Annotated in this window: 25 protein-coding genes and 1 riboswitch; of the genes, 9 read left to right on the plus strand and 16 right to left on the minus strand. The window is 71.4% G+C overall.

Annotated elements, in window-relative coordinates; all coding sequences use genetic code 11:
* Positions 1-5: 5 nt before the first annotated feature.
* From ABZ193_RS05140 to ABZ193_RS05150, 3 genes are all read left to right on the plus strand, one after another.
* Entirely contained in the window at positions 6-1,181 is a 1,176-nt protein-coding gene (locus ABZ193_RS05140) for a helix-turn-helix transcriptional regulator (RefSeq protein ID WP_237337660.1), read from the plus strand.
* Positions 1,182-1,275: 94 nt separating this feature from the next.
* Positions 1,276-1,575: a hypothetical protein gene (locus tag ABZ193_RS05145; RefSeq protein WP_237337659.1), complete on the plus strand. Its 300-nt coding sequence runs from the start codon at positions 1,276-1,278 to the stop codon at positions 1,573-1,575.
* A 17-nt stretch (positions 1,576-1,592) separates the two neighbouring features.
* Positions 1,593-1,901: a hypothetical protein gene (locus tag ABZ193_RS05150; protein WP_237337658.1), complete on the plus strand. Its 309-nt coding sequence runs from the start codon at positions 1,593-1,595 to the stop codon at positions 1,899-1,901.
* A gap of 2 nt (positions 1,902-1,903) precedes the next feature.
* On the opposite strand, the gene ABZ193_RS05155 is transcribed toward ABZ193_RS05150, so the two are convergent.
* The 8 genes from ABZ193_RS05155 to ABZ193_RS05190 form a co-directional block, all read right to left on the minus strand.
* Positions 1,904-2,656 carry a recombinase family protein gene (locus tag ABZ193_RS05155; protein ID WP_237337657.1) on the minus strand — a complete coding sequence of 251 codons (753 nt, stop codon included), beginning with the start codon at positions 2,654-2,656 and terminating at the stop codon, positions 1,904-1,906.
* 209 nt (positions 2,657-2,865) lie between these two features.
* Positions 2,866-3,057 carry a hypothetical protein gene (locus tag ABZ193_RS05160; RefSeq protein ID WP_237337656.1) on the minus strand — a complete coding sequence of 64 codons (192 nt, stop codon included), beginning with the start codon at positions 3,055-3,057 and terminating at the stop codon, positions 2,866-2,868.
* Positions 3,054-3,899: a hypothetical protein gene (locus tag ABZ193_RS05165; protein WP_237337655.1), complete on the minus strand. Its 846-nt coding sequence runs from the start codon at positions 3,897-3,899 to the stop codon at positions 3,054-3,056. The genes ABZ193_RS05160 and ABZ193_RS05165 overlap by 4 nt, the downstream gene beginning before the upstream one ends.
* On the minus strand, positions 3,892-4,089 hold the full coding sequence (locus tag ABZ193_RS05170; protein WP_237337654.1) for a hypothetical protein: 198 nt from the start codon (positions 4,087-4,089) through the stop codon (positions 3,892-3,894). The genes ABZ193_RS05165 and ABZ193_RS05170 overlap by 8 nt, the downstream gene beginning before the upstream one ends.
* On the minus strand, positions 4,086-4,367 hold the full coding sequence (locus ABZ193_RS05175; RefSeq protein ID WP_237337653.1) for a hypothetical protein: 282 nt from the start codon (positions 4,365-4,367) through the stop codon (positions 4,086-4,088). The genes ABZ193_RS05170 and ABZ193_RS05175 overlap by 4 nt, the downstream gene beginning before the upstream one ends.
* Complete coding sequence (locus ABZ193_RS05180; RefSeq protein ID WP_237337652.1) at positions 4,348-4,512, minus strand: hypothetical protein; 165 nt, start codon at positions 4,510-4,512, stop codon at positions 4,348-4,350. Before ABZ193_RS05180 ends, ABZ193_RS05175 begins: the two co-directional genes overlap by 20 nt.
* Positions 4,509-5,597, minus strand: coding sequence for a helix-turn-helix domain-containing protein (locus ABZ193_RS05185; RefSeq protein WP_237337651.1), 1,089 nt, complete (start codon positions 5,595-5,597; stop codon positions 4,509-4,511). Before ABZ193_RS05185 ends, ABZ193_RS05180 begins: the two co-directional genes overlap by 4 nt.
* Positions 5,598-5,697: 100 nt before the next feature.
* Positions 5,698-5,925 carry a hypothetical protein gene (locus ABZ193_RS05190; protein ID WP_237337650.1) on the minus strand — a complete coding sequence of 76 codons (228 nt, stop codon included), beginning with the start codon at positions 5,923-5,925 and terminating at the stop codon, positions 5,698-5,700.
* 415 nt (positions 5,926-6,340) lie between these two features.
* Between ABZ193_RS05190 and ABZ193_RS05195 the strand changes: the two genes are divergently transcribed.
* Entirely contained in the window at positions 6,341-7,744 is a 1,404-nt protein-coding gene (locus ABZ193_RS05195) for a major capsid protein (RefSeq protein ID WP_354708991.1), read from the plus strand.
* A gap of 51 nt (positions 7,745-7,795) precedes the next feature.
* On the opposite strand, the gene ABZ193_RS05200 is transcribed toward ABZ193_RS05195, so the two are convergent.
* The 3 genes from ABZ193_RS05200 to ABZ193_RS05210 form a co-directional block, all read right to left on the minus strand.
* Positions 7,796-9,187, minus strand: a complete 1,392-nt coding sequence (locus tag ABZ193_RS05200; RefSeq protein ID WP_354708992.1) for a recombinase family protein — start codon at positions 9,185-9,187, stop codon at positions 7,796-7,798.
* 60 nt (positions 9,188-9,247) lie between these two features.
* The gene (locus tag ABZ193_RS05205) at positions 9,248-9,514 is read right to left on the minus strand and encodes a Pr6Pr family membrane protein (protein ID WP_354708993.1); all 267 of its coding nucleotides are present in this window, start codon (positions 9,512-9,514) and stop codon (positions 9,248-9,250) included.
* 1,058 nt (positions 9,515-10,572) lie between these two features.
* The gene (locus tag ABZ193_RS05210) at positions 10,573-10,893 is read right to left on the minus strand and encodes a hypothetical protein (RefSeq protein ID WP_308191146.1); all 321 of its coding nucleotides are present in this window, start codon (positions 10,891-10,893) and stop codon (positions 10,573-10,575) included.
* On the opposite strand from ABZ193_RS05210, the gene ABZ193_RS05215 reads away from it, so the two are divergent.
* Positions 10,871-11,377: a hypothetical protein gene (locus ABZ193_RS05215; RefSeq protein WP_345072982.1), complete on the plus strand. Its 507-nt coding sequence runs from the start codon at positions 10,871-10,873 to the stop codon at positions 11,375-11,377. The two genes, ABZ193_RS05210 and ABZ193_RS05215, sit on opposite strands and share 23 nt — an antisense overlap.
* A gap of 241 nt (positions 11,378-11,618) precedes the next feature.
* Here ABZ193_RS05215 and ABZ193_RS05220 read toward each other — a convergent pair whose 3' ends face one another.
* Together ABZ193_RS05220 and ABZ193_RS05225 are read right to left on the minus strand one after the other, a co-directional pair.
* Positions 11,619-11,837, minus strand: coding sequence for a hypothetical protein (locus tag ABZ193_RS05220; protein ID WP_020422310.1), 219 nt, complete (start codon positions 11,835-11,837; stop codon positions 11,619-11,621).
* A 64-nt stretch (positions 11,838-11,901) separates the two neighbouring features.
* Entirely contained in the window at positions 11,902-12,192 is a 291-nt protein-coding gene (locus tag ABZ193_RS05225) for a 4a-hydroxytetrahydrobiopterin dehydratase (protein WP_020422309.1), read from the minus strand.
* Positions 12,193-12,225: 33 nt separating this feature from the next.
* Positions 12,226-12,336: riboswitch (TPP riboswitch) on the plus strand.
* A gap of 22 nt (positions 12,337-12,358) precedes the next feature.
* Between ABZ193_RS05225 and ABZ193_RS05230 the strand changes: the two genes are divergently transcribed.
* From ABZ193_RS05230 to ABZ193_RS05240, 3 genes are read left to right on the plus strand one after another with little or no spacing between them, the layout of a single operon-like run.
* Positions 12,359-13,399, plus strand: a complete 1,041-nt coding sequence (locus ABZ193_RS05230; protein WP_354708994.1) for a thiamine ABC transporter substrate-binding protein — start codon at positions 12,359-12,361, stop codon at positions 13,397-13,399.
* Positions 13,396-14,997 carry an iron ABC transporter permease gene (locus tag ABZ193_RS05235; protein WP_237336068.1) on the plus strand — a complete coding sequence of 534 codons (1,602 nt, stop codon included), beginning with the start codon at positions 13,396-13,398 and terminating at the stop codon, positions 14,995-14,997. The genes ABZ193_RS05230 and ABZ193_RS05235 overlap by 4 nt, the downstream gene beginning before the upstream one ends.
* A 2-nt stretch (positions 14,998-14,999) precedes the next feature.
* Positions 15,000-16,007, plus strand: a complete 1,008-nt coding sequence (locus ABZ193_RS05240; protein ID WP_354708995.1) for an ABC transporter ATP-binding protein — start codon at positions 15,000-15,002, stop codon at positions 16,005-16,007.
* On the opposite strand, the gene ABZ193_RS05245 is transcribed toward ABZ193_RS05240, so the two are convergent.
* From ABZ193_RS05245 to ABZ193_RS05255, 3 genes are read right to left on the minus strand one after another with little or no spacing between them, the layout of a single operon-like run.
* Positions 16,004-16,870, minus strand: a complete 867-nt coding sequence (locus ABZ193_RS05245) for an ABC transporter permease subunit (protein ID WP_354708997.1) — start codon at positions 16,868-16,870, stop codon at positions 16,004-16,006. The genes ABZ193_RS05240 and ABZ193_RS05245 overlap by 4 nt on opposite strands.
* Positions 16,867-17,871 carry an ABC transporter ATP-binding protein gene (locus ABZ193_RS05250; protein WP_354708999.1) on the minus strand — a complete coding sequence of 335 codons (1,005 nt, stop codon included), beginning with the start codon at positions 17,869-17,871 and terminating at the stop codon, positions 16,867-16,869. Before ABZ193_RS05250 ends, ABZ193_RS05245 begins: the two co-directional genes overlap by 4 nt.
* Complete coding sequence (locus ABZ193_RS05255; RefSeq protein ID WP_237336066.1) at positions 17,868-18,926, minus strand: sigma-E factor regulatory protein RseB domain-containing protein; 1,059 nt, start codon at positions 18,924-18,926, stop codon at positions 17,868-17,870. The genes ABZ193_RS05250 and ABZ193_RS05255 overlap by 4 nt, the downstream gene beginning before the upstream one ends.
* Positions 18,927-19,070: 144 nt before the next feature.
* On the opposite strand from ABZ193_RS05255, the gene ABZ193_RS05260 reads away from it, so the two are divergent.
* On the plus strand, positions 19,071-19,775 hold the full coding sequence (locus ABZ193_RS05260; protein WP_020422302.1) for a response regulator transcription factor: 705 nt from the start codon (positions 19,071-19,073) through the stop codon (positions 19,773-19,775).
* The last annotated feature ends 16 nt before the right edge of the window (positions 19,776-19,791 follow it).

The following is a 19,791-nucleotide window of genomic DNA, read 5'->3' on the forward strand; positions in this document are numbered from 1 at the left end:
GTGCCGTGGCCTCGACCGGGAACACGCTCCGGCAGATCCGCCACGCGCGGGGGAAGTCCCTCGCCGTGGTGGCGGGCCTCGCTGGGATCTCGCCGTCGTACCTGTCCCGCCTGGAGTCCGGCGAACGCGCCCTGGACCGCCGGTCGCTGATCGTGGCGCTGGCGAACGCGCTGGAGGTCGCGCCCAGCGAGATCACCGGCGCCGCGATCGCCACCCCGCGTGAGGCCGAAGAGGACCGTGCGCTGTCGGAGGTTCGGCTGGCGCTGCTCGCCGTCAGCCTGAACGAGCCGCGCGGCGAGGTCCAGCCGGTCGAACAACTTCGCGCCCGGGTCGCCGGGATCGTCGCCGCGACCAATGACGCGCAGGCCGACACCGTCGGCGCCGCGCTGCCCGCGCTGATCCGGGACCTGCACACCACCCGCAACGCGCACCGCCACGAACGCGAGGTGCTGCACCTGCTGACGCTGGCGCACATGCAGGGCACCCAGGCGTGGCTGGCGATGGTCGGCGCCCCGATGGACCTCGCGTGGCAGGCCGCGACGCTCGCCCGGCAGGCCGCCGAGGAACTGGACGAACCGGCGCCACTGGCGATCGCGGCCTACGGGACGTCGATGGGCCTGCTGGCCGCTGGCGCGTTCGACCTCGCCGCGCAGACCCTCACCGCCGTGGAACTGCCACTGGTGACACCGGAGGATCTGCAACTGGCCGGCTCTCTCGCGCTGGCGTCATCGTTGGTCGCGTCCGCGCAGAAGGACGCTGCCGAACGCGCAGCCGCGCTGGAGCACGCCGCCGAACTGGCCGAGCGCACCGGCGAAACCAACGTCATGGGGTTCGGCTTCGGACCGTCCAACGTGGGCGTGTGGCGGATGCAAGGCGCATTGGAGGCGGGAGACCACGCCGAGGCCGCCAGGATCGCCGAGACCGTCAACCCCGACGCCCTCACCGTCCGCGCCCGGCAGGCTGTGTACTGGCGCGACAGGGGCCGTGCGCTGGCCCGCCTGCCGCGTCAGCGGGACACCGCCGTGATGATGCTGCGCCGGGCCGAGGCGATCTCGCCGGAGCACGTCCGGCGGCACCCGTTCACGCTGTCCGTTGTGGCGGAGCTGGTCGCCAAGGCCAAGCGGGACGCAGTCGGCCGGGAACTGCGGGGCCTCGCCTACCGGGCTGGTCTGCCCGTGTAGTCCGTTCGTGTGTTTGCCACGCAGGCAACATCCGTGCCCGCTCCGGCGCCAGGCTGACGATCATGAGCCTGACGAACCGCGAGCGGACCGCCCGATGACGGTGCGGCTGATGATCGGCCGACCGCTGCCCGGCGTGGTCGGCGAGTCCAGGCGTGTGGTGCACCTGTTCCCCGGCACCGGCCGGTACCCCGACACCCTGACGGCCTACTGCGGCGAGGCGTTCTGGTCGGGGGACCTGGAGTGGCTGGACGGCCCGGCCGGAATGCCGTGCACGGTGTGCCTTCTCCGCTTGCGTCGTTCGCAGGCTGCCGACCCCCGGCCGGTGCGGGCTGCCTCCCCCGAGATCCCCGACGCCCCGCACCGGCTGGGCCTCCAACCCCCTACCGGGGGGTGAACCGCTACTGTCCGGCCGTGGCGAACGACGACTACAAGCTGTTCCGTGTGACGGTCCGCCCGCCGCCCTGGGATGAGGAGCCCGTGCGGCACATCGTCGAGGCCCGCAACGCCCAGGAAGCGGCCAAACCGTTCCCGCGCAACAGCGTCATCAACGTGGAGCGCTACAGCGGCGTGAAGCAGCCGACGATCCGCGTGGAGCCGGAACCCAGCCGGGCCGGACGGGTCATCGTGTGGTCGGCCCAGCAGCTCTGGCGCGGCACCAAGGCGGCCGGTCGCGGCGCCCGGGTGGCTTGGCGCTGGGCGTCGAACAAGGACGCGCGCTGACCTCAGGCTGACAGCGCGGCGGCCTCTGGCCCCATCTCGCGCACGAGGATGTTCCGCACGGTCATCGCCGACCACTGCGCGGCCTTGCGCGGCCGGAACCCTTCCTCCTGGAGCCGTGCGGCTATCTCCGGGTAGGACATGCGCGCCTGCCGCATCTCCACCATGCGGCGGATGACGCGCTGTTCCTGGGGCACCCGGACAGCGTCGCGGTTCTTGCCCGTGCCCTCGCCCCGGTACCCGTAGGCGTAGCTGCCCGTGGCCTTGCGTCCGGACGCGGCCTTGGCCTTGATCCCGTCTCGCAGCCGCTTCACGGTCGTCCGGCGGTCCAGCTCGGCGAACACGCCTGCCATCTGGCGCATGGCGGTCCGCATCGGGTCGTCCGGGTCGTCCCGCAGCACCTCGCCGGTGTCGGCCGTGAACACGTGCGCCCCGTGCTGCCACGCCAGGCCCAGGATTGCCTCCTGAACGGTCAGAGCACGCGCCAGGCGGTCCAGCCGGGCCACCACAAGGCCCTCGGCTTCCGGAGCGCGCCGTGCGCCACTCAGGCCCGGATGCCGGAGCTTTTGGAGCGCTTCCGTCAGGCCGGGCCGGTCCACAGCGTCCTTGGCGCCGGACACCGCCGGGTCCTCGCACCACGCCACGACCTTGTGGCCGTTGGCAGCGCACCACTCCTGGATGGCCTTGCGCTGGACGTCGAGGCCGAACCCGTCGAGCTGCTTAGCAGTGGACACGCGGAGGTAGGCGACGAGCTTCATTCGGGCACCATATCACTCTGACCTGCGGTTTAAATGAACTGGGCTAATTGTTTACGAGTGGCCGGATTGGCGGATGCACACGGAATGCACGCCTGCCATGTCCCGCCAGTGCGGGGGTAAACCGCATCGGCGCTGGTCAGGTGCGGACCGGAGGGCGCTTTCGGTGTGGTGGGGGCCTGTCGCGCCCTCCGGTCACGACGTTCGCGCGGTCACCCCATGTCGGGGGGTGAACTGTCCGCGAGCAGCCCCAGCAGGTCGTCCAGGTCCGTGTCCGTGGCGATCACCGCGAGCAGTTGCTGTACCTCGGTGTCGATGACCCGCCGCGCCACGATCGGGCACCCGGGTGCGTCGAGGTCCCGCACCAACTCGGTGCGCTCGGGCTGCGGGTCGGGGGAGGTCATGCCGCGATCCCGCTCCAGTTCGGACGGAGGAACGCGTTCAGGTCGGGTCCGGTGGGGTTGCCGTTGGCGTTGGTGAGCCGCGCCTCCACGTAGATGCGGTACCGGCCCAGGTTGTTCGCCCACAGGGCGCTCTGGGCGGTGTCGAGGCTCAGATACCAGCTTCCCGCCCCGGTGCCGGAGGCGATGGTGCCGGTCTGGATGGTTTCGGACCCGCCGGGGGTGAGGAAGGCGCCGACGCTCAGCCGGAGGTCCATGCTGTAGTTCAAGCCCATCAAGATCTGGCCCATAGCCTCGACGATGGGGCCGTGGGCGTACACCTCCGCGAACGCCACGAGCTGCCACGCGGTCGTGGTGGTGGCGATCGTGTACGGCCGGGTGGTGTCGGACATCGAGTACAGGCACACGGACGTCCACGGCCACGCCAGGCCCCCGTTCAAGCCTTCCTCGAAGATGGGCTTGCCGTTGCGGTCGTACATGCGGACCCGCTGCCGGAGGGGGCCGCCGGGTCGCCAGTTCGCATCCCAGTCGGCGACCTGGAACGCGATGCTGCCGCTGGGGTCGTCGCGGCGGATGCTGAACCCCCGCTGGGGCTTGCCCAATACGGGGTCCTGCTCCACGTCGTCCAGCTCCCCGATGCGCACGTAGTACGAGCGGTCGCCCGTGGTGGCGTCGGTGTAGTTGCCACGCCAGCGCACCACCCCGTCGTCGATGATCGCGTTTCGCAGCGGGTTCGACCGTGCGGCGGCGTCCACGATGCGCTTGGTTTCCGCAATGACGTCCACGATGGTGCTGGGCCGGGGGGTGTTCTGCTGCGGCTGCGCGTAGGGGTTGATCTCAACCATCGGTCGGCTCCTGAGGGAAGTAGGCGGTCCACTCGGTGCCGCAGTTCGGGCACAGGTAGGCGAACGTCAGCGCGGGCGTGTCCTCGACCACAGCGGCGGGGTAGACGACCTCGCGGCACATCACCAGCGAGCGGCACACCATGCCGTACTGCTCGGGGTAGTCGGGCTCGGGCATCTCGGGGGCGGTCACTGGCCGGCTGCCTTCCGGGCGCGCTTGGCGGCCGTGCGCTTGGCCTTGTCCGCCTTGCGCTTGGCGCGGGCCTTCCGCCGCTGGAGGTCCAGCTTGCGGCCGTGCACGCACATCGGGTCGTGGCGCACCGCGAACACCACGCCGGGACCGTCGTCGTCGCTGGTGTGCGGCTCCACGGTGCTGACGCAATCCGGGCACTGCGCCTGAGCCACGGCCTCCTGGTAGCTCATCAGGCCAGGGAACGGCGCGAGGACGAGTTCACGGGTGGACTTCGGCATGATGGTCTCCTGTCTGTGCGGTGATCTGCCGGGCCTGCTCGGCAAGGGCCGGAAGCGCTTCGGGGTAGTGGGCGGTGATCTCGGCGAGGGCGGCGAGGCCGGTGCGGACGGTCTCGGCGATGTCGGCGCGGACGCGGGCGGTCATGATGCGACCAGTCCGAGGTCGTGGAGCGCTCGACGTGCGTCCCGATCGCCCTTGTTGGCGCGTCGAGCGAGGCGTGCCAACGGCTCGGGCTTGGCGTAACGCCGGTGGTAGGCGGGCGCCAGCCTCTTGTGTGCCTCAGCCGCCCAACCATCCGTGTTCCGGATCTCCGTCCACTCCGGCCCGGAAAGGCCGTCCTCGGCGTCCTCAGCCCTCTTTTCGATCGGGTACGGCACGGTGTCCGAGCGGTGCTCCCGGTCGGTCGCCCTCTCGTCCTCAGCGTCTTTTGTCGGGGACGGCACGGACCGTGAGGGGGGCGCGTCAGCCTCGGCGTCGGCCAGCTCGTCCGCCCAGTCGTAGGCGTCCGGCGGGGTGTCCTGCTCGACCTCGCTCCCCGCCTCGCCCGTCGGCTGTCCGCCGCTCGCGGTGGACGAGGCCGCGCGGCCGGTGGAGCGCGTTCCCCCCAGCGGGGGGCGGAGGGGGGAGAAGGACTGGTCCTTGGACTGGTAAGGACTGGTATCCCCGTCGCAAGAACCGGAACGTTCGGTCGTAGGAACCGGAACGTTCGGTCGCAGGGACCGGAACGACGCAGTCGTACGGCCTTCACCAAGTCCATGTTCCGGTTCCTGCGACCGGAACGCCGTGGAAGCGTGGCCCCGAGGTTCCGGTTCCTGCGACCGGAACGTGTTCACCTGGTGGTCCGTTGCACGCTTCCTCCGCGCGGCTGTCATGCGTTCCAGGGCGGCTTCCCGCTCTGCATTGACCTTGGCGTCGTGAGCGGCGCGCTCCTCCGGAGGGCGCTTGAGATGGAGCCGCAACGTCCAGTTGGTGACTCCGTCGCCCTTGGTTCCGTTCCGCACGATCAGCCCGGCCTGCTCAAGCGTCTTGAGGGCGTTGCGGACAGGCTTGTCCGACAGTCCGGTGCGCCAGGTGATTTCGGAGACAGCCGGGTAGGCGTTGGTCCCGTCCGCATCCGCCGCATCGGCAAGCGCTGCGAGCACGAGGCGTGCGGTGGTGTGGTTCTTACCGGCGTCGGTCTTGGGCATCGGAGCCTCGCGGAACACCCACTCGACGGCCTGGTAGCTCACGATGCACCCCCGGAAGGGGTAGAATCTCCGGTAGGAAACGGCCTCCCAGCAAGGGTTTCCGTGGCCGCCCCGTTGCCCCCGGGGCGGCTTTCCCTTGTCTTCACCGGATTTCACCCCCCGTCGAGGGGGAAAGCAGGGCCGCCAGGCGGGCGCGCTGCTCGTCGGTCAGCGGCGGCCACGTCGCCAGGGCATCGGTGATGTGCCGCTGGAGGATCGCCGTGCGGAGTTCACGCTGGAGATCCTCCGCCTCCGGTCGGTTCCACCGCTTGGCGTTCGCCACGCGGGCGCGCAGGTGATGGATCGTGCTGCTATCACCACGGACGGTCAAGGAGACCGCACCTCCTTCACGGGCCGGTGTCCCGGCCCAGTCGGTGCGCGGTGGATTCTCCTTGTTCAGTCGTTCCGGTGCGCTTGTTTTACTTCGGACGGTCTTGATCCTTCCGGAACAAGAGAACGGTCAGCAACCGTCCTTCCCCGGGTATCCCTTGTGGCACAACATGTTTACCCCATATCGGGGGGTAAACCTGGTGCGTGACCAGGGAAAACGCGATCGCGGCCGTAGTGTGATCTGTGCAGCACGACAGATAGCCGGGGGCGTGCTGGTCGCGTCCATCGCGCGTAGGGCCGACAGTGGGTGCGTGCGCGCAGGGCCTAGCCCGGCTCACCTCGAACGGACAGACACAGCGCCGGAGGCCTAGCCCGGCTGGGGAGTCCACGGAACCCCTACCAAGGAGGCACACCCAATGCGGGTGACGACTATCAAGCAGGCTGACGAGGTGCTGGCAAACCTCGCTCGATCGGCGGCTAAGTACCGAGGGCAGTACACCGAGGAGGCCGTGCGGACGCTGGAGCAGTTGGCGGCCACCAAACAGGAGGTGCTCGCCCAGAAGGCACACCTGGAGGCCGCCCAGACGCCCATCCGCGCGGAGGTGATCATCCCTGGCCAGGGCGCCGTCAAGACCCAGGACGCCCTCGTGGAACACGTGGCGGACGCCCTCCAGCGCACGGCAACAGGGATGTCTGGCGCCCCGGCGCCGAGCAGAAATGTGCTGATGCGGGTGAACACCACCTATCCGGAAGCGCGGATGCTCCAGACCAGCGTGCCCTCCGCAGGCATCATGCCGAGGATCGACGCGACGCGCTCCCTGGACGCGCTGACGGCCGCTGGTGGCCTCTGTGCGCCCCTGGAGACGATCTACGACATTCCGGTGGTGGGCGTGGCCGATCGGCCCGTCAGGGACGCGCTGAACCGGTTCCAGGCTGAGCACGGTGGTATCGAGTTCCGCCGCGCGATCGATGCCAGCAGCCTGACGGCTGGCGTGTGGACCGTTGACGACGACGTGGCCGCCGACGCACCCGACGGCGCGCGCAAGACCGTCCAGCAGTTCGACTGCCCGCCCGTGGAGACGGTGGCGGTGCGCGCGATCTACTCCGTGCTGGAGTTGGCGAACTTCATGGCCCGGTTCGACCGGGAGTACGCCCAGGCTGCGGTGGAGACCAGCCTGATCGCGGCTGCCCGCGTCGCCGAGAACGAACTGCTGGCTGACATCCTGGCCGGGTCCACGCTGGTGACCGTCCCGAAGCGGCTGGGCGCGGCGCGGGACATTCTGGCCGGTCTCGATCAGGCCGTGAGCTACTACCGCAGTCGCCGCCGTCTGGCGGTCCAGCCGCCGCTGACGTGGATCGCGCCCGTGTGGCTGCGGGATGAGATCCGTGCCGACATCGTCCGCCAGCAGGCCAGCGCCGACACTGCGCAGGCCCTCGCGGAGGCCGATGCGGAGATCGAGCGGTGGTTCGCGGTCCGGCACGTCACGCCGGTGTGGCACCTGGACGGCCTGCCCCAGCAGACCGTGGGCGCCCTGACCATCCCCGCGCAGACGTTCCCCGCCGCGTTTGCCGGCCAGCCCCTCCCCGCGTGGCCGACATCGGTGGACACGGCCCTGTTCCGGACTGGCGACTGGCTGTACCTCGACGGTGGGCGCCTGGATCTCGGCGTCGTGCGGGACAGCGAGCTGAACGCCCGGAACCGGTTCCAGACGTTCGTGGAGACGTTCGAGGCCGCCGCGTTCGTCGGTGTGGAGTCCCTGCGCGTGGTGTTCCAGAACCTCGCGCCGACCGGCGAGGCCCAGGCCCCGATCGCTGTGTAGGCCCCGCACAAACGGCCGTCAGGGGTCTTCTCCCGCCCCTGGCGGCCGTTCTCACGCGGCCAGAGACTTCCGCCACAGCATCACCACGGAGGCCTCATCGAACGTGCGGCGCCCGCGTGGCGCTGGAAGCAAGAACACCATCGCCAGCATGTCGATGACGTTCCGGCGGATCATCAGCGGTGAAGCCTCGAACGCCGCTACTGGGTCAGCAGCGAGCAGCAGCGATGCCGCGCCGGTGTTAGCCGACAGGCGCGCCAAAGCGGCCTCGGCTCCTGCGAGTTCGGCCTGAACCTTGGCCGTTGCGACCTGGTACCGGCGGCCATCGATCAGGCCGCTGTCGTAGTCCTCGCCGATGCGGTCCAGGCGGGCTCGCAGCCGGGCCACTTCCTCCTGTGCCTCTGTGGCTTCACCGGACTCTCCCAGGGGCAGCAGGTCGGCGAGGTCCGGGGCGCCCAGCCGCGCCCGGATGTGGTCCGTCACGAACGTATCGATGCCTCGCTGTGCCCGGGTGATGCACCCGCTTGGACAGCGGTACCGGTTGCCCGACCACGACACCACCGGCGACTCGCACACGCCGCACCGGTACAACCCGGCGCCGAGGTGCTTCCGGTCGGTGCCGTAGCCGTTCGTCTTCCGCCGAGGATCGGCCAGCCGAGCCTGGACTACCGCGAACGTGTCGTCGGGCACGATCGCCTCCCAGGTCCCGCGCTTGCCGATTTCGCGGCCCTGATACACCGCGCGTCCGGCGTAGCGGGGGTTCGTGAGCATCGTGCGGACGCTGGACGGGTTCCACGCCTGGCCGCGCCGCGTCGGCACGCCGCTCTCGGTAAGCCATGCCGCCAGCGAGCGCAGGGAATCCCCTGCCGCGAACCGGTCGAACACCTTGCGGACGATCTTGGCTTCCTCGCTGATCAGCTCACCGGACACGGTGTAGCCGGTGAGCCGCACTCCGAGGGGCGGTTTCCCCATCTCAGCCCGCTGGGCTGCCGCACGTCGCTGCCGGGCCGCCTTGCGCTGGACCTCGCTCCGGGCAACGCTCGCCTTGATCCGGGCGAAGAGCTGGCCCGCGTCCGTGGAGAGATCCGCTTCGCCGTTGGCGGTGACCAGCAGCAAGCCGCGTTCCTCGGCGGCCTCGATCCAGTCTTCGAGCTGGCGGGGCTGCCGCGTCAGCCGGTCCAGGTCCCAGCACACCAGCGCGTCGAACTGCCCCGCCTGGTACGCCTCCACCAACCGGTCGTATCCCGGGCGCGCGCGACGCCTGTCGGACGCGCTCACCGAGTTGTCGACGAACTCAGCGACGATCTGCCAGCCGCGCTGCTCGGCGATCCGCTGGCAGTCCTCCCGCTGCCGCTGGATCGCCAACTGCTCGCCGGTCGCGTCGAGGGAAATCCGCAGGTAGATCGCGCAGCGGATCGGTGATCTGGGGCCGGTGGTTGTCTCCACCCGTATATGGTTGCATGATGTTGTAGTCAGGTGGAGTTCCGCTTCAACGTCTGACCCGGCCTACGGCGCCGATCGCTCCGGCGGGGCCGACACCCGGTGGTCGGGGGTCGGCGTGTCTCGCAGGAGGGCCGGCATCCGGGCGTCGGCGAGTTTGAACAGTGCCGCGAACGCCAGGGCGAGCACCACGACGAGCACCGCGTTGCGGAGGGCTGCTCCGAGGCCCAGTTCCGTCACGTCCAGGAACGGGTACGGGTACCAGTCGGTGAAGGCGCCCTGCGTGAAGATGTGGACGAGCCATGCCAAGGGCCACACGAAGGCGTCGACCACGAGATCCGTGGGCGCGGCCCGAAGAGCAGCCAGCCGCGATCGTCGCCCACGGGGAGATGTAGTGGAAGCCGATGGTCGCGGCCAGGGCGGCTCCGGTGAGGTGCACCTGGGGCGCCAGCACGATCGCGATCACCAGTCCGGTGATGAGGATCCCCAGTAGCGCGTCCAGCCGCACCACGCGCCAGACCGGGCCGTCGAAGGTGGGGCGCCACACGAGCACCAGCGCGGCGGCGAGCACGAGCAGGTTGCTCTCGATGGTGAAGTAGCTGAAGAGCCGCCACAGGCGGACCCCGAGGCGGAGCGCCTCCCCGGTCTGCCGGAGTTCGCGTCGGCGCCGCCGGTGAATATCAGCGCCAGCTGGACGGCGAGCGAGGCGATCACGACGAGCCCGTGCCAGCAGCGGGACACAGTCCGGGACGTTCGAGCCGCGGGAATCAGGTGACCGAAAGTAGCTCGTGGGTCCACGGAGCGCGAGCTCATGGCGCCGGGCCGCGGTCTCCGGGCGCGGCGGGGTGGGGTGGGGCGGCGCGAGGGCCGTGGGGCTGGTGGGCGGTGCGCGGGCTGGCGGGCCGGTGAGCCGTTGGGGGTGTCAGGGGCTGGTGGGCGGTGCGCGGGCCGGCGGGCCGGTGAGCCGTGGGCGATGTGTCGGCTGGCGGGCTGGTGGGCTGTGGGGGTTCCAGGGGTTGGTGGATGGTGCGCCGGCTGACGGGCCAGTGGGCCGTGGGGGTGTCAGGGGCTGGTGGATGGTGTGCCGGCTGACGGGCCGGCGGGCTGTCGGGGTGTCAGGGGCTGGTGGGCGGTGCGCCGGCTGGCGGGCCGGTGGGCTGCGGGGGTGTCAGGGGCTGGTGGGCGGTGCGCCGGCTGGTGGGCGGTGCGCGCGCCGCAGGGCGGGTGGACCATGAGCGGTGGGGCGTGCTGAGGTGGCAGGGCGCCTGCTCAGGGCACAGCGGAGCCCGCCGCCGGCGGCTGGGCGACACCGAAAGAACGAGAGAACGCCCAGGCCGGGGAAGCCTGGGCGTTCTCTCGTGAACTGCGGGCGTCGAGCCCGTAACCGCCGATCAGCAGGTCACGTTCACCGAGCCGCTCGACTCGAACGACACGTGCACGTGGTCGTAGTGGTTGGCCGTGGCGTCGCCGCGGTCTTCCATCGTCGACCAGCCGCTGCCGTCGTTGTAGCGCTGCCTCCAGATCACGTACTTGACGTTGAACTCGGACTGGTTGGCCAGCAGGTAGTCGGCGATGGCGTTGCCCGTGGACGTGTCCACCATGAAGTCCAGCGCGAGGCCACTGGGGTGGTCGCTCGTGCCGGAGCGGCCCGCTCGGCCGCCGATGTCGTCCACGCCGAACTTCGCGGCGATGTGGTTGCCCACCTTCGCCACGTGCGGCAACGTGCCCTCGAGCACCGACGAGCAGGCGTTCGCCGCCTTGGTCGTCGTCTTCGGGGTCGTCTTCGTGGACTTCGGCGTCGACTTCGAAGTGGTCGACGGCGGGGGCGCCACCGGCGGCGTCGTCGTCACCGGCGGGGGAGGCGGTGGCGGCGTCGTCGTGCTGCTCGACGTGCTCGTCGGGGCCGAGGTCGTCGGCAGCGGCTTCATCTGCGCCGCCATGCTGGCCGTGTCCTGCCTGCTGAAGTTGCCGGTCAGCCAGACCGCGAAGCCCAGCACGAACGCCGCGGCCAGGCCGATCGCCAGGGGGACTCTCAGCGATTTCGCTTTGGATCTATGTCGACCCACCATTCGGAAGATCACCATTTTCGGGGAGGGGACTTTTCGGCCGTTCGGGGGATGGCCGCCCGTGACATTACGAATAGGACACGGAAAAGTCACCAACGAGTGGTCATGGACACAGATCAACTGCGCGTGAAAAAGGCCCGCCGGGGTACCGGCGGGCCTTTGACCTGCTGGAACTCAGCCCAGCGCGGCGAGCACGAGAACGGCGAGCAGGGTGATCACGGTGGCCAGAGCGGTGACCCAGGCGCGCTGGGCCGGCGACAGGGCGGGCGTGGTGTTCATGGCGGCGAACCTCGGGGTGAGCAGGGACTTCCGCGCGTGACAGCGCCCACGACACCCCTGTCGTTACAGACCGGCGGCCGACGTGACCGAAATCACTCCTGTGGTCCCCGATGTCGCGCCGTGTACCAGAACACGGCCCCCGCCGCGGCGATCATCAACCCGAACGCCAGCGTCCCGACCACCACCGCGCGCGTCTCGCCGGGCGGTTCGACGGCGGTGGACGTGACCGCCGAAGCGGTCCCTGCGAGCACTCCCAGCAACAAGGCGACGGCGGCCCCCACGGCGGCCAGTCGCGTGACAACCTTCCTCATGGTGCGTTCCCTCCACCAGGGGCAACGCACGGGACCGGCCGCGAAGTTGCCGGTCCGGCCTAGATCACAGCGCGTCGATCGTGCCGTCGATCTGTTCGGCGAGCGACACGTCCTTCGCGGTGATCCCGCCCGCCGAATGGGTGCTGCACCGGAACGTCACGGTGCGCCACCGGATGTCCATGTCCGGGTGGTGGTTCACGCCCTCGGCGATCTCGGCGACGCGATTGACCACTGCGATGGCCTGCGGAAAGTCGGCGAGTTCGGCCGTGCGCTCCAGCGCGTCGCCCGCGCGCTGCCAGTACGGCAGCTTGTTGAGGGCCTCGGAGATCTCGGTTTCGCTCAGTAGTTCCGCCATGTGCTCCATGGTGGTACGGCGGCGGGTACGCTGCACGGTTGCCACGGGAGTCCGGGTCCACCGGGCTGAGAGGCGGGTTCGCCCCGCGACCGTTCGCACCTGATCCGGATCATGCCGGCGCAGGGAGGGCCCCGACCTTTCTCGCCGGAACGAGCGAGGAGTGGTCATGAGATTCCGCACGGGCGTCCTGGTCGGCCTTGTCGCCGCCCTGACCGCGGGCTGCACGCTGGCCGGCAACGACGCGGAGGACGGCCCGGCCACGGTCACGCTCGTCACCCACGACTCGTTCGCCGCGCCGCAGCAGGTGCTCGACGCCTTCCGGCAGCAGACCGGCATCACGATCAACGTCGTGAAGAAGGGCGACGCGGGCGCGCTCACCAACACCCTGGTGCTCACGAAGGCCAACCCGATCGGCGACGCGGCGTTCGGCGTCGACTCGACCTTCGCCTCGCGCGCGCTCACCGAAGGCGTCTTCGCGCCCTACACCAGCCCCGAGGCCGACCGCGGCCCGCAGCGCTACGCCGTGGACTCCGAGCATCGCCTGTCCGCCGTCGACGTGGGCGACGTCTGCGTCAACATCGACACCACCTGGTTCGCCGAGCGCGGCATCCCGGAGCCCGCGACCTACGACGACCTGATCAAGCCCGAGTACAAGGACCTGCTGGTCGTGGAGAACCCGGCCACCAGCTCGCCCGGACTGGCGTTCCTGCTCGGCACCATCGCCCGCTACGGCGAGCAGAACTGGCAGGCCTACTGGACCCAGCTGAAGGACAACGGGATGCGCGCCGTCGCCGGCTGGGAGGAGGCCTACGGCCAGGACTTCTCCGGCTCCTCCGGCAAGGGGCCGCGTCCGATCGTGGTGTCCTACGCGTCCTCGCCCGCGGCGGAGATCGGCGAGGACGGCAAGCCGCGCACGAAGGCGCTGCTGGACACCTGCTTCCGCCAGGTCGAGTACGCCGGTGTGCTGGCCGGCTCGCCCAACGCGGCCAACGCGCAGAAGGTGATCGACTTCCTGCTGTCCCAGCAGTTCCAGGCGACGGTGGCGGAGAACATGTACGTCTACCCGGCGCGGGAGGGCGTGGCGTTGCCCACGGCGTGGACGACGGCCGCCCCGCTGCCGCCGAACCCGGCGAGCCTGCCCGCCGAGACGGTGCAGGCCGGGCGCGAGCGGTGGATCGAGCAGTGGCGCTCCTTGCTCGGCCAGTGAGCCGTGCCGGGCTCGGGCTGGCGGCACTGGCCGTGCTGCCGCTCGGGTTCCTGGTCGTCTTCTTCGCCTGGCCGGTCGGCGCGATCCTGCGGCTGGGCTTCGTCGACGGCGAGGTGCTCGCCGCGCTGGCCGAGGGCGAGACGTGGCGGCTGGCCTGGTTCACGGTCGCGCAGGCCGCCGGTTCGACCCTGATCGCCGTGGTCGCCGGCCTGCCGGTCGCGTTCCTGCTGGCGCGCGTGCGGCTGCCCGGGGTGGCGGTCGTCCGGACGCTGGTGCTCGTCCCGTTCGTGCTGCCCACCGTGGTGGTGGGCCTCGCGTTCCGGGCGCTGTGGACCGACGGCGGCTGGCTGTCCATCGTGCTGGCCAACGCGTTCTTCAACGTCGCCGTCGTCGGCCGCACGGTCGCCGGGCTGTGGGCGTTGCTGGACTCGCGGGCCGAGGACGCCGCCCGCGCGCTGGGCGCGTCCCGCTGGCGCGCGTTCCGCTCGGTGACGCTGCCCGCGCTGATGCCGGCGATCACGTCCGCGGCCGCCGTCGTGTTCCTGTTCTGCGCCACCAGTTTCGGCGTGGTGCTGATCCTCGGCGGCGCGCGGTACCGCACGCTGGAGACCGAGATCTACCTGCGCACCGAGAACCTGCTCGACCTGACCGGCGCGGCGGCGCTGTCGCTGGTGCAGATCGCCGCCGTGCTGGGCGCGCTGCTGCTCGGCGCGGCCGCTCGCCGCCGCCGGGAGAGCGCGTTGCGGCTGCGGTCGCGCCGGGAGACCGCGCGCCGCCCGGTCGGCGGGGAGTGGGCCGTGGTCGGCGCCGCGGTCGTCGTGCTCGGCCTGCTGCTGACCCCGATCGTCGCATTGCTGGTGCGCTCGGTGTCCACCGCGGACGGCTGGAGCCTGGCCGGTTACCGGGCGCTGTCCAGCACCGGCAACGACGGCACGCTCCAGGTGTCCGGCTGGGACGCGGCGCTGAACTCGCTGCGCACCGCGACCGACGCGACGGTGCTGGCGATGGTCATCGGCGTGTCGGCGTCGGTGCTGCTGGTCGCGTTGCGCCGGTCGCCGGGACGGCTCGCGCGCGGCGTCGGCGAGTCGATGGACGCCGCGCTGATGCTGCCGCTCGGCGTGTCCGCTGTGACCGTCGGGTTCGGCTACCTCATCACGCTCGACGCGCTGCCCGGCGACCTGCGCCGGTCGCCGCTGCTGGTGCCGCTCGCGCAGGCGCTGGTGGTGATTCCGCTGGTGATCCGCACGGTGCTGCCCGTGGTGCGGTCGATCGACGACCGCCTGCGCCAGGCCGCGGCCACCCTCGGCGCGAGCCCGGCGCGGGTGTGGCGCGAGATCGACGTGCCGCTGGCGTTCCGCGCCGTCGTCGCCGCTGCCGGGTTCGGCTACGTCGTCGCGCTCGGCGAGTTCGGCGCGACGAGCTTCCTGGCGCGCCCGCAGACGCCGACCCTGCCGGTCGCGATCGCGGCGCTGATCGCGCGGCCGGGCCAGCTCAACAACCAGATGGCGTACGCGGCGTGCGCGCTGCTCATGCTGGTCACCGCGGCCGCGGTGATCGTGATCGACCGGCTCGCGTCCGGCCGGGTGGGGGAGTTCTAGCCATGGCGTTGACCGTGTCCGGCCTGACCGTGCGGTACGGCCCGTTCACCGCTGTTTCGGGCGTGGACCTGGAGATCGCCGACGGCGAGGTGCTCGCGCTGCTCGGCCCGTCCGGCTCCGGGAAGTCGACGCTGCTGCGCGCGATCACCGGCCTGGAGCCGATCACCGCGGGCAGCGTGCGCTGGGACGGCGCCGACCTGGCCCGCGTGCCGGTGCACAAGCGCGGGTTCGGGCTGGTGTTCCAGGACGGCCAGCTGTTCCCGCACCGGGACGTGGCCGGGAACATCGCGTTCGGCCCGCGGATGCACGGGATGCCGCCGGCCGCGCGCGCGGAACGCGTGAGCCGGCTGCTCGACCTCGTCGGCCTGGCCGGCTACCAGAAGCGGCGGGTGACCGAGCTGTCCGGCGGTGAGGCGCAACGGGTGGCGCTGGCCCGCGCGCTCGCGCCGGAGCCCCGCCTGCTGCTGCTCGACGAGCCGCTGTCCGGTTTGGACGCCGGGTTGCGCGAGCAGCTGGCCGTCGACCTGGCCGAGATGCTGCGCAGCGCGAAGATCACCGCGCTGCTCGTCACGCACGACCAGGAGGAGGCGTTCACGCTCGCCGACCGCGTCGCCGTGCTGCAGGCCGGGAAGATCCGGCAGGCCGGGGCGGTGCGCGAGGTGTGGCGGCGGCCCGCGGACGAGAACGTCGCGCGCTTCCTCGGCGTCACCACGGTCGTCGACGGCGAGGCGGCGGACGGGATCGTGCGCTGCCCGTTCGGCGAGGTCGCCATCCCGGACGCTGCGGACGGGCCGGTCCGGCTCGGCCTGCGCCCCACCGGGCTGCGGCTCGCGAGCGCCGGGATCACCGGCGAGGTGCTGAGCAAGGTGCACCGCCGCGACAACGTCCGCCTGTCCGTGCGCACGAGCGCAGGCACGGTGGACGCGGTCGCGGCGGTCTCCGCCGACGTCAACCCGGGCGACGAGATCAGCATCGCCCCCGACCCGGACGGCGTCGCCCTGATCGGCTAACCGTCCTTCGTGGACAGCCGCGCGTAGGCCAGGGACAGGCCGATCACGACGTAGCACGCGGCGCGGATCGCGCCCTCGCCGAGCTGGTCGGCCGGGATCGGATCGCGCAGGATGTCCGCGATCGCGGTCCAGGACTGCGGCAGCAGGAACGGGTGCAGCCAGTCCACCGCCGACAGCAGGAGCAGCACCGTCGACACCACGACGCCGGCCAGCATCGACACCACGACGACCATCGGGTGCTCGGTGCACGCCGAGATCGCCAGCGCGATCGCCCCGACCGCCCACAGCTGCAGCGTCACCCACACCGCCGCCAGCGCGACCCGGCCCAAGGCGTCCACAAAGGACAGGGTGTTGCCGGACAGCGTGAACAGCGATCCGGTCCCGTTGATCACCAGCCCGGTCACCATCGCGACCACGGCCATCAGCAGCGCCGCGGCCAGCGTGAAGGACGCGACCCCGAGCGCCTTCATCAGCAGCAGCCTGCCGCGGCTCACCGGCGCGAGCAGCAGCCCGCGCAGCGTGCCCACGGCCGATTCACCGGCCAGCGCGTCGCCCGCCGACATCGCCGTGACCAGCGGCAGCATCAGGTTCAGCGTCAGCCCGAGCGTGGCCAGCGGCAGGACCAGCGCGTTCCCGGCTGCGGACGCCAGCAGCGCGTTGTCGCCCTCACCACCGCTGGGCCTGCCGCCGCTGTCGCCCGCGATCGTCAGCCCGATCCCGACGATCACCGGGATCAGCGCGAGCAGGCCCAGCACGATCAGCGTGCGCGGGCGGCGGAAGATCCACCGCAGCTCGGCGCGGTAGAGCCGGTGGAACGGCACACTCCACCGTTCCACCGGCGCCGCGTCCAGTGTCGCCGTCATGACGCCCCTTCGTCCACATCCGGCAGGCCCCCGGTTTCGGAATCCCGTTGCGTCAGCCGCGCGAACAGGTCCTCCAGCCCGGTGCGGGCCCGCTTCGCCTCGTGCACGGACACCCCGGCCCGCACCAGCGTCTCGATCACCTGCGGCGCGGTCGCCGCGCTCAGGTCCGCCCGCACGCCCTCCGGCGTGAGCCGGCCGGGGATGCGGTTGTCGCGCAGGGCGGTGAGCGCCTTGTCACCGTCCGGAGTGGACACGACCAGCGACGGCGTGCCGGACTCCAGCAGCTCGTCCAGCTCGCCCTGCGCCACCACCGTGCCGTCGTGCAGGACCGCCACGTGCGTGCAGGTCGCCTCGACCTCGGCGAGCAGGTGCGAGGACACCAGCACGGTGACGCCCTCGGCGTGCAGCTCGCCGATGATGTCGCGGATCTCCCGCGTGCCCGCCGGGTCCAGGCCGTTCGTCGGCTCGTCCAGCACGACCATCCGCCGCGGCACGAGCAGGGCGGAGGCGAGCCCCAGCCGCTGCTTCATGCCCAGCGAGTACCCCCGGTAGCGCCGGTGCGCGGCGTGCCCGAGCCCGACCCGCTCCAGCGCGTTCTCGACCGCGCGGGGGATCGCCGCCGACGACAGCCGCGGCTCGGCGGCCGCGACGCGGCGCAGGTTCTCCCGCCCGGACAGGAACGGGTGGAAGCCCGGCCCCTCGACCAGCGCGCCGACATCCGGCAGCGCTCGCGGCGCGCCGTCGGGCATCCGGTGACCGAGCAGCTCCACCTCGCCCTCGGTCGGGCGGACCAGGCCGAGCAGCATCCGGATCGTGGTGGTCTTGCCCGACCCGTTCGGCCCGAGCATGCCCAGCACCGCGCCCTCCGGCACGTCCAGATCGACCTGGTCCACCGCGACCGCGGTCCGGTACACCTTGCGCAGCCCCCTGGTCCGCGCGGCGAGTGCCGGACCCGCGGTGGGCGCTTCGACCGAAGCGCCCACCGGCAGTGTCTCCGTCATTTCGCTCCCAGAGCCTCGATCAGCACCTGCTCCGGCACCGCGCCGACGGCGAAGCGGCCGTCGTCGGTGACCAGCGCGGTGCCGACCTTCGTGGTGATCACGTAGCCGGTGCCGAACGCGCCGCTGACCGGCTTGCCGAACTGCGCCAGCAGGGCCTTCGGGTCCACGTTCTGCCCCCGCTCGCCCTGCTGCGGCGCCAGCGCCTCGGCCGGGAACGAACCGGTCAGGACGCTGTCCCAGCCGTCACCGCTGACCTGCACCGCGTCCTCGACGGCCCGCTGGTCCGGGTGCTCGGCAGGCGCCTGCTCCTCGGTCACCTTCGCGCCTTGCGGCGGGGTGAACTGGAACTCGCTCGCCGGCTGCGGCGCGAACGCGATGTCGCTGAACGCCACCTGGAACGCGGGGTCCGACGTGCCGTAGGTCATCACGGCCAGGCGCAGCGGCACGCGCTTCTCGGCGTCGACCGCGACGCGCACCTCGCGCAACAGCGTGCGCTCGGTCGGCTTCGGCGTCAGCACCAGCTCGTACGCCGCGCGTCCGGCGACGCGGGCGGTGCCCTCGACCGTCACGGTGCTGCTCTCGCGGACCTTCGCGAGCACCTGCGTCGTCGCCGTCGCCGGGTCGCTGAGCTGGTACTCCTCCGGCTTCTGCAGCGCCTCCGGCGGCACCGTGACCTTCGTGGCCTCGTTCGACGCCGAGTTGTACGTCCACACGGTCGCCCCGTTGCGGACGACGGTGTGCTCGCTGGCCCCCTGCTCGATCGCGAGCTTGCTGTTGCCCGCGCCGTCGTTGTAGACGCGGGCCGCGTCGATGTCCAGGCTCGCGCCCCCCGGCAGGGTCGAGACCGGCAGGCCCAGGTTGTTGTCCACCTCGACCGTGCCCGCCAGCGCCGGCGTCTTGGTGGTGGCCACCGACTGCACCAGCTCCTCCGCGCTGATCGGCGGCAGCTCGGGCGCCTCGCCCGCGGCCGCGGGCATCGCGAGCCAGGCGAGCCCGGCGGCGCCGAGCGCGGACCCGGTGACCGCGGCGGTGATGGCCTTCGTCTTCGGCTGCATCTCTTCTCCCTGTGTCAACCGAGCACCAGTGTGCTCTTTCCCCGCCGCTGACACTCCTCGATCCGCCCTGAGATGGCCCTGAGATGCTGAGAGACCGCTGAGAGCGCGCGCCCGAGCTGGAAAAACCGGGCATGCTAGACAACCGTGAACCCTCGGATCCTCGTGGTGGACGACGAGCCCGGTGTGCGCAAGGCGCTGCACCGCGGGCTGCGCGCGGAGGGCATGGACGTCGTCACCGCCCCCGACGGCCCGAGCGGCCTGCGCCTCGCGCAGACCGGGTCGTTCGACGTGCTGTTGCTGGACATCATGCTCCCCGGCCTGTCCGGGTACCGGGTGCTGCAGGCGCTGCGCGCGCAGGGCATCACCACGCCGGTGCTGATGGTGTCGGCCAAGGACGGCGAGGTCGACCAGGCCGACGGGCTCGACCTGGGCGCCGACGGCTACCTGGTCAAGCCGTTCTCGTTCGTCGTGCTGGTCGCGCAGATCCGCGCTGTGCTGCGGCGCGCCTCCAGCGAGGGGACGCGCGGGCCGCTGCGGATCGGCGGTCTCGTCGTCGACCGCGCCACCCGCGAGGTGCACTGGCACGACGACCCGGTCGCGTTGAGCCCGCGCGAGTTCAGCCTGCTCGAAGTGCTGGTCGGGCGGGCCGGGACGGTCGTCACCAAGGACGAGCTGCTGCGTGCGGTCTGGGGTGACGAGCAGGCCGCGACCCGCAACGTCGTCGAGGTCTACGTGGGGTACGTGCGCCGCAAGCTCGACGCGGTCGGGGCGGGCGCGCTGGTGCGGACCGTCCGCGGCCACGGCTACCTGGCCTCCGACGCCGCGCTGGACGAGGTCCTGCCCGGGTGAGCTTCCTCCGCCGGTG

Source organism: Amycolatopsis sp. NPDC006125 (assembly GCF_040614195.1).
In the GTDB taxonomy this organism is placed as follows: Bacteria; Actinomycetota; Actinomycetes; order Mycobacteriales; family Pseudonocardiaceae; genus Amycolatopsis_E; species Amycolatopsis_E tucumanensis.

Excerpts from the sequence above, each read along its gene's own strand:
- ABZ193_RS05145 (WP_237337659.1), top strand. The coding sequence starts at position 1,276 with ATGACGGTGCGGCTGATGATCGGCCGACCGCTGCCCGGCGTGGTCGGC.
- ABZ193_RS05155 (WP_237337657.1), bottom strand. The coding sequence starts at position 2,656 with ATGAAGCTCGTCGCCTACCTCCGCGTGTCCACTGCTAAGCAGCTCGAC.
- ABZ193_RS05160 (WP_237337656.1), bottom strand. The coding sequence starts at position 3,057 with ATGACCTCCCCCGACCCGCAGCCCGAGCGCACCGAGTTGGTGCGGGAC.
- ABZ193_RS05165 (WP_237337655.1), bottom strand. The coding sequence starts at position 3,899 with ATGGTTGAGATCAACCCCTACGCGCAGCCGCAGCAGAACACCCCCCGG.
- ABZ193_RS05175 (WP_237337653.1), bottom strand. The coding sequence starts at position 4,367 with ATGCCGAAGTCCACCCGTGAACTCGTCCTCGCGCCGTTCCCTGGCCTG.
- ABZ193_RS05180 (WP_237337652.1), bottom strand. The coding sequence starts at position 4,512 with ATGACCGCCCGCGTCCGCGCCGACATCGCCGAGACCGTCCGCACCGGC.
- ABZ193_RS05195 (WP_354708991.1), top strand. The coding sequence starts at position 6,341 with ATGCGGGTGACGACTATCAAGCAGGCTGACGAGGTGCTGGCAAACCTC.
- ABZ193_RS05215 (WP_345072982.1), top strand. The coding sequence starts at position 10,871 with ATGTGGTTGCCCACCTTCGCCACGTGCGGCAACGTGCCCTCGAGCACC.
- ABZ193_RS05220 (WP_020422310.1), bottom strand. The coding sequence starts at position 11,837 with ATGAGGAAGGTTGTCACGCGACTGGCCGCCGTGGGGGCCGCCGTCGCC.
- ABZ193_RS05225 (WP_020422309.1), bottom strand. The coding sequence starts at position 12,192 with ATGGCGGAACTACTGAGCGAAACCGAGATCTCCGAGGCCCTCAACAAG.
- ABZ193_RS05230 (WP_354708994.1), top strand. The coding sequence starts at position 12,359 with ATGAGATTCCGCACGGGCGTCCTGGTCGGCCTTGTCGCCGCCCTGACC.
- ABZ193_RS05240 (WP_354708995.1), top strand. The coding sequence starts at position 15,000 with ATGGCGTTGACCGTGTCCGGCCTGACCGTGCGGTACGGCCCGTTCACC.
- ABZ193_RS05245 (WP_354708997.1), bottom strand. The coding sequence starts at position 16,870 with ATGACGGCGACACTGGACGCGGCGCCGGTGGAACGGTGGAGTGTGCCG.
- ABZ193_RS05250 (WP_354708999.1), bottom strand. The coding sequence starts at position 17,871 with ATGACGGAGACACTGCCGGTGGGCGCTTCGGTCGAAGCGCCCACCGCG.
- ABZ193_RS05255 (WP_237336066.1), bottom strand. The coding sequence starts at position 18,926 with ATGCAGCCGAAGACGAAGGCCATCACCGCCGCGGTCACCGGGTCCGCG.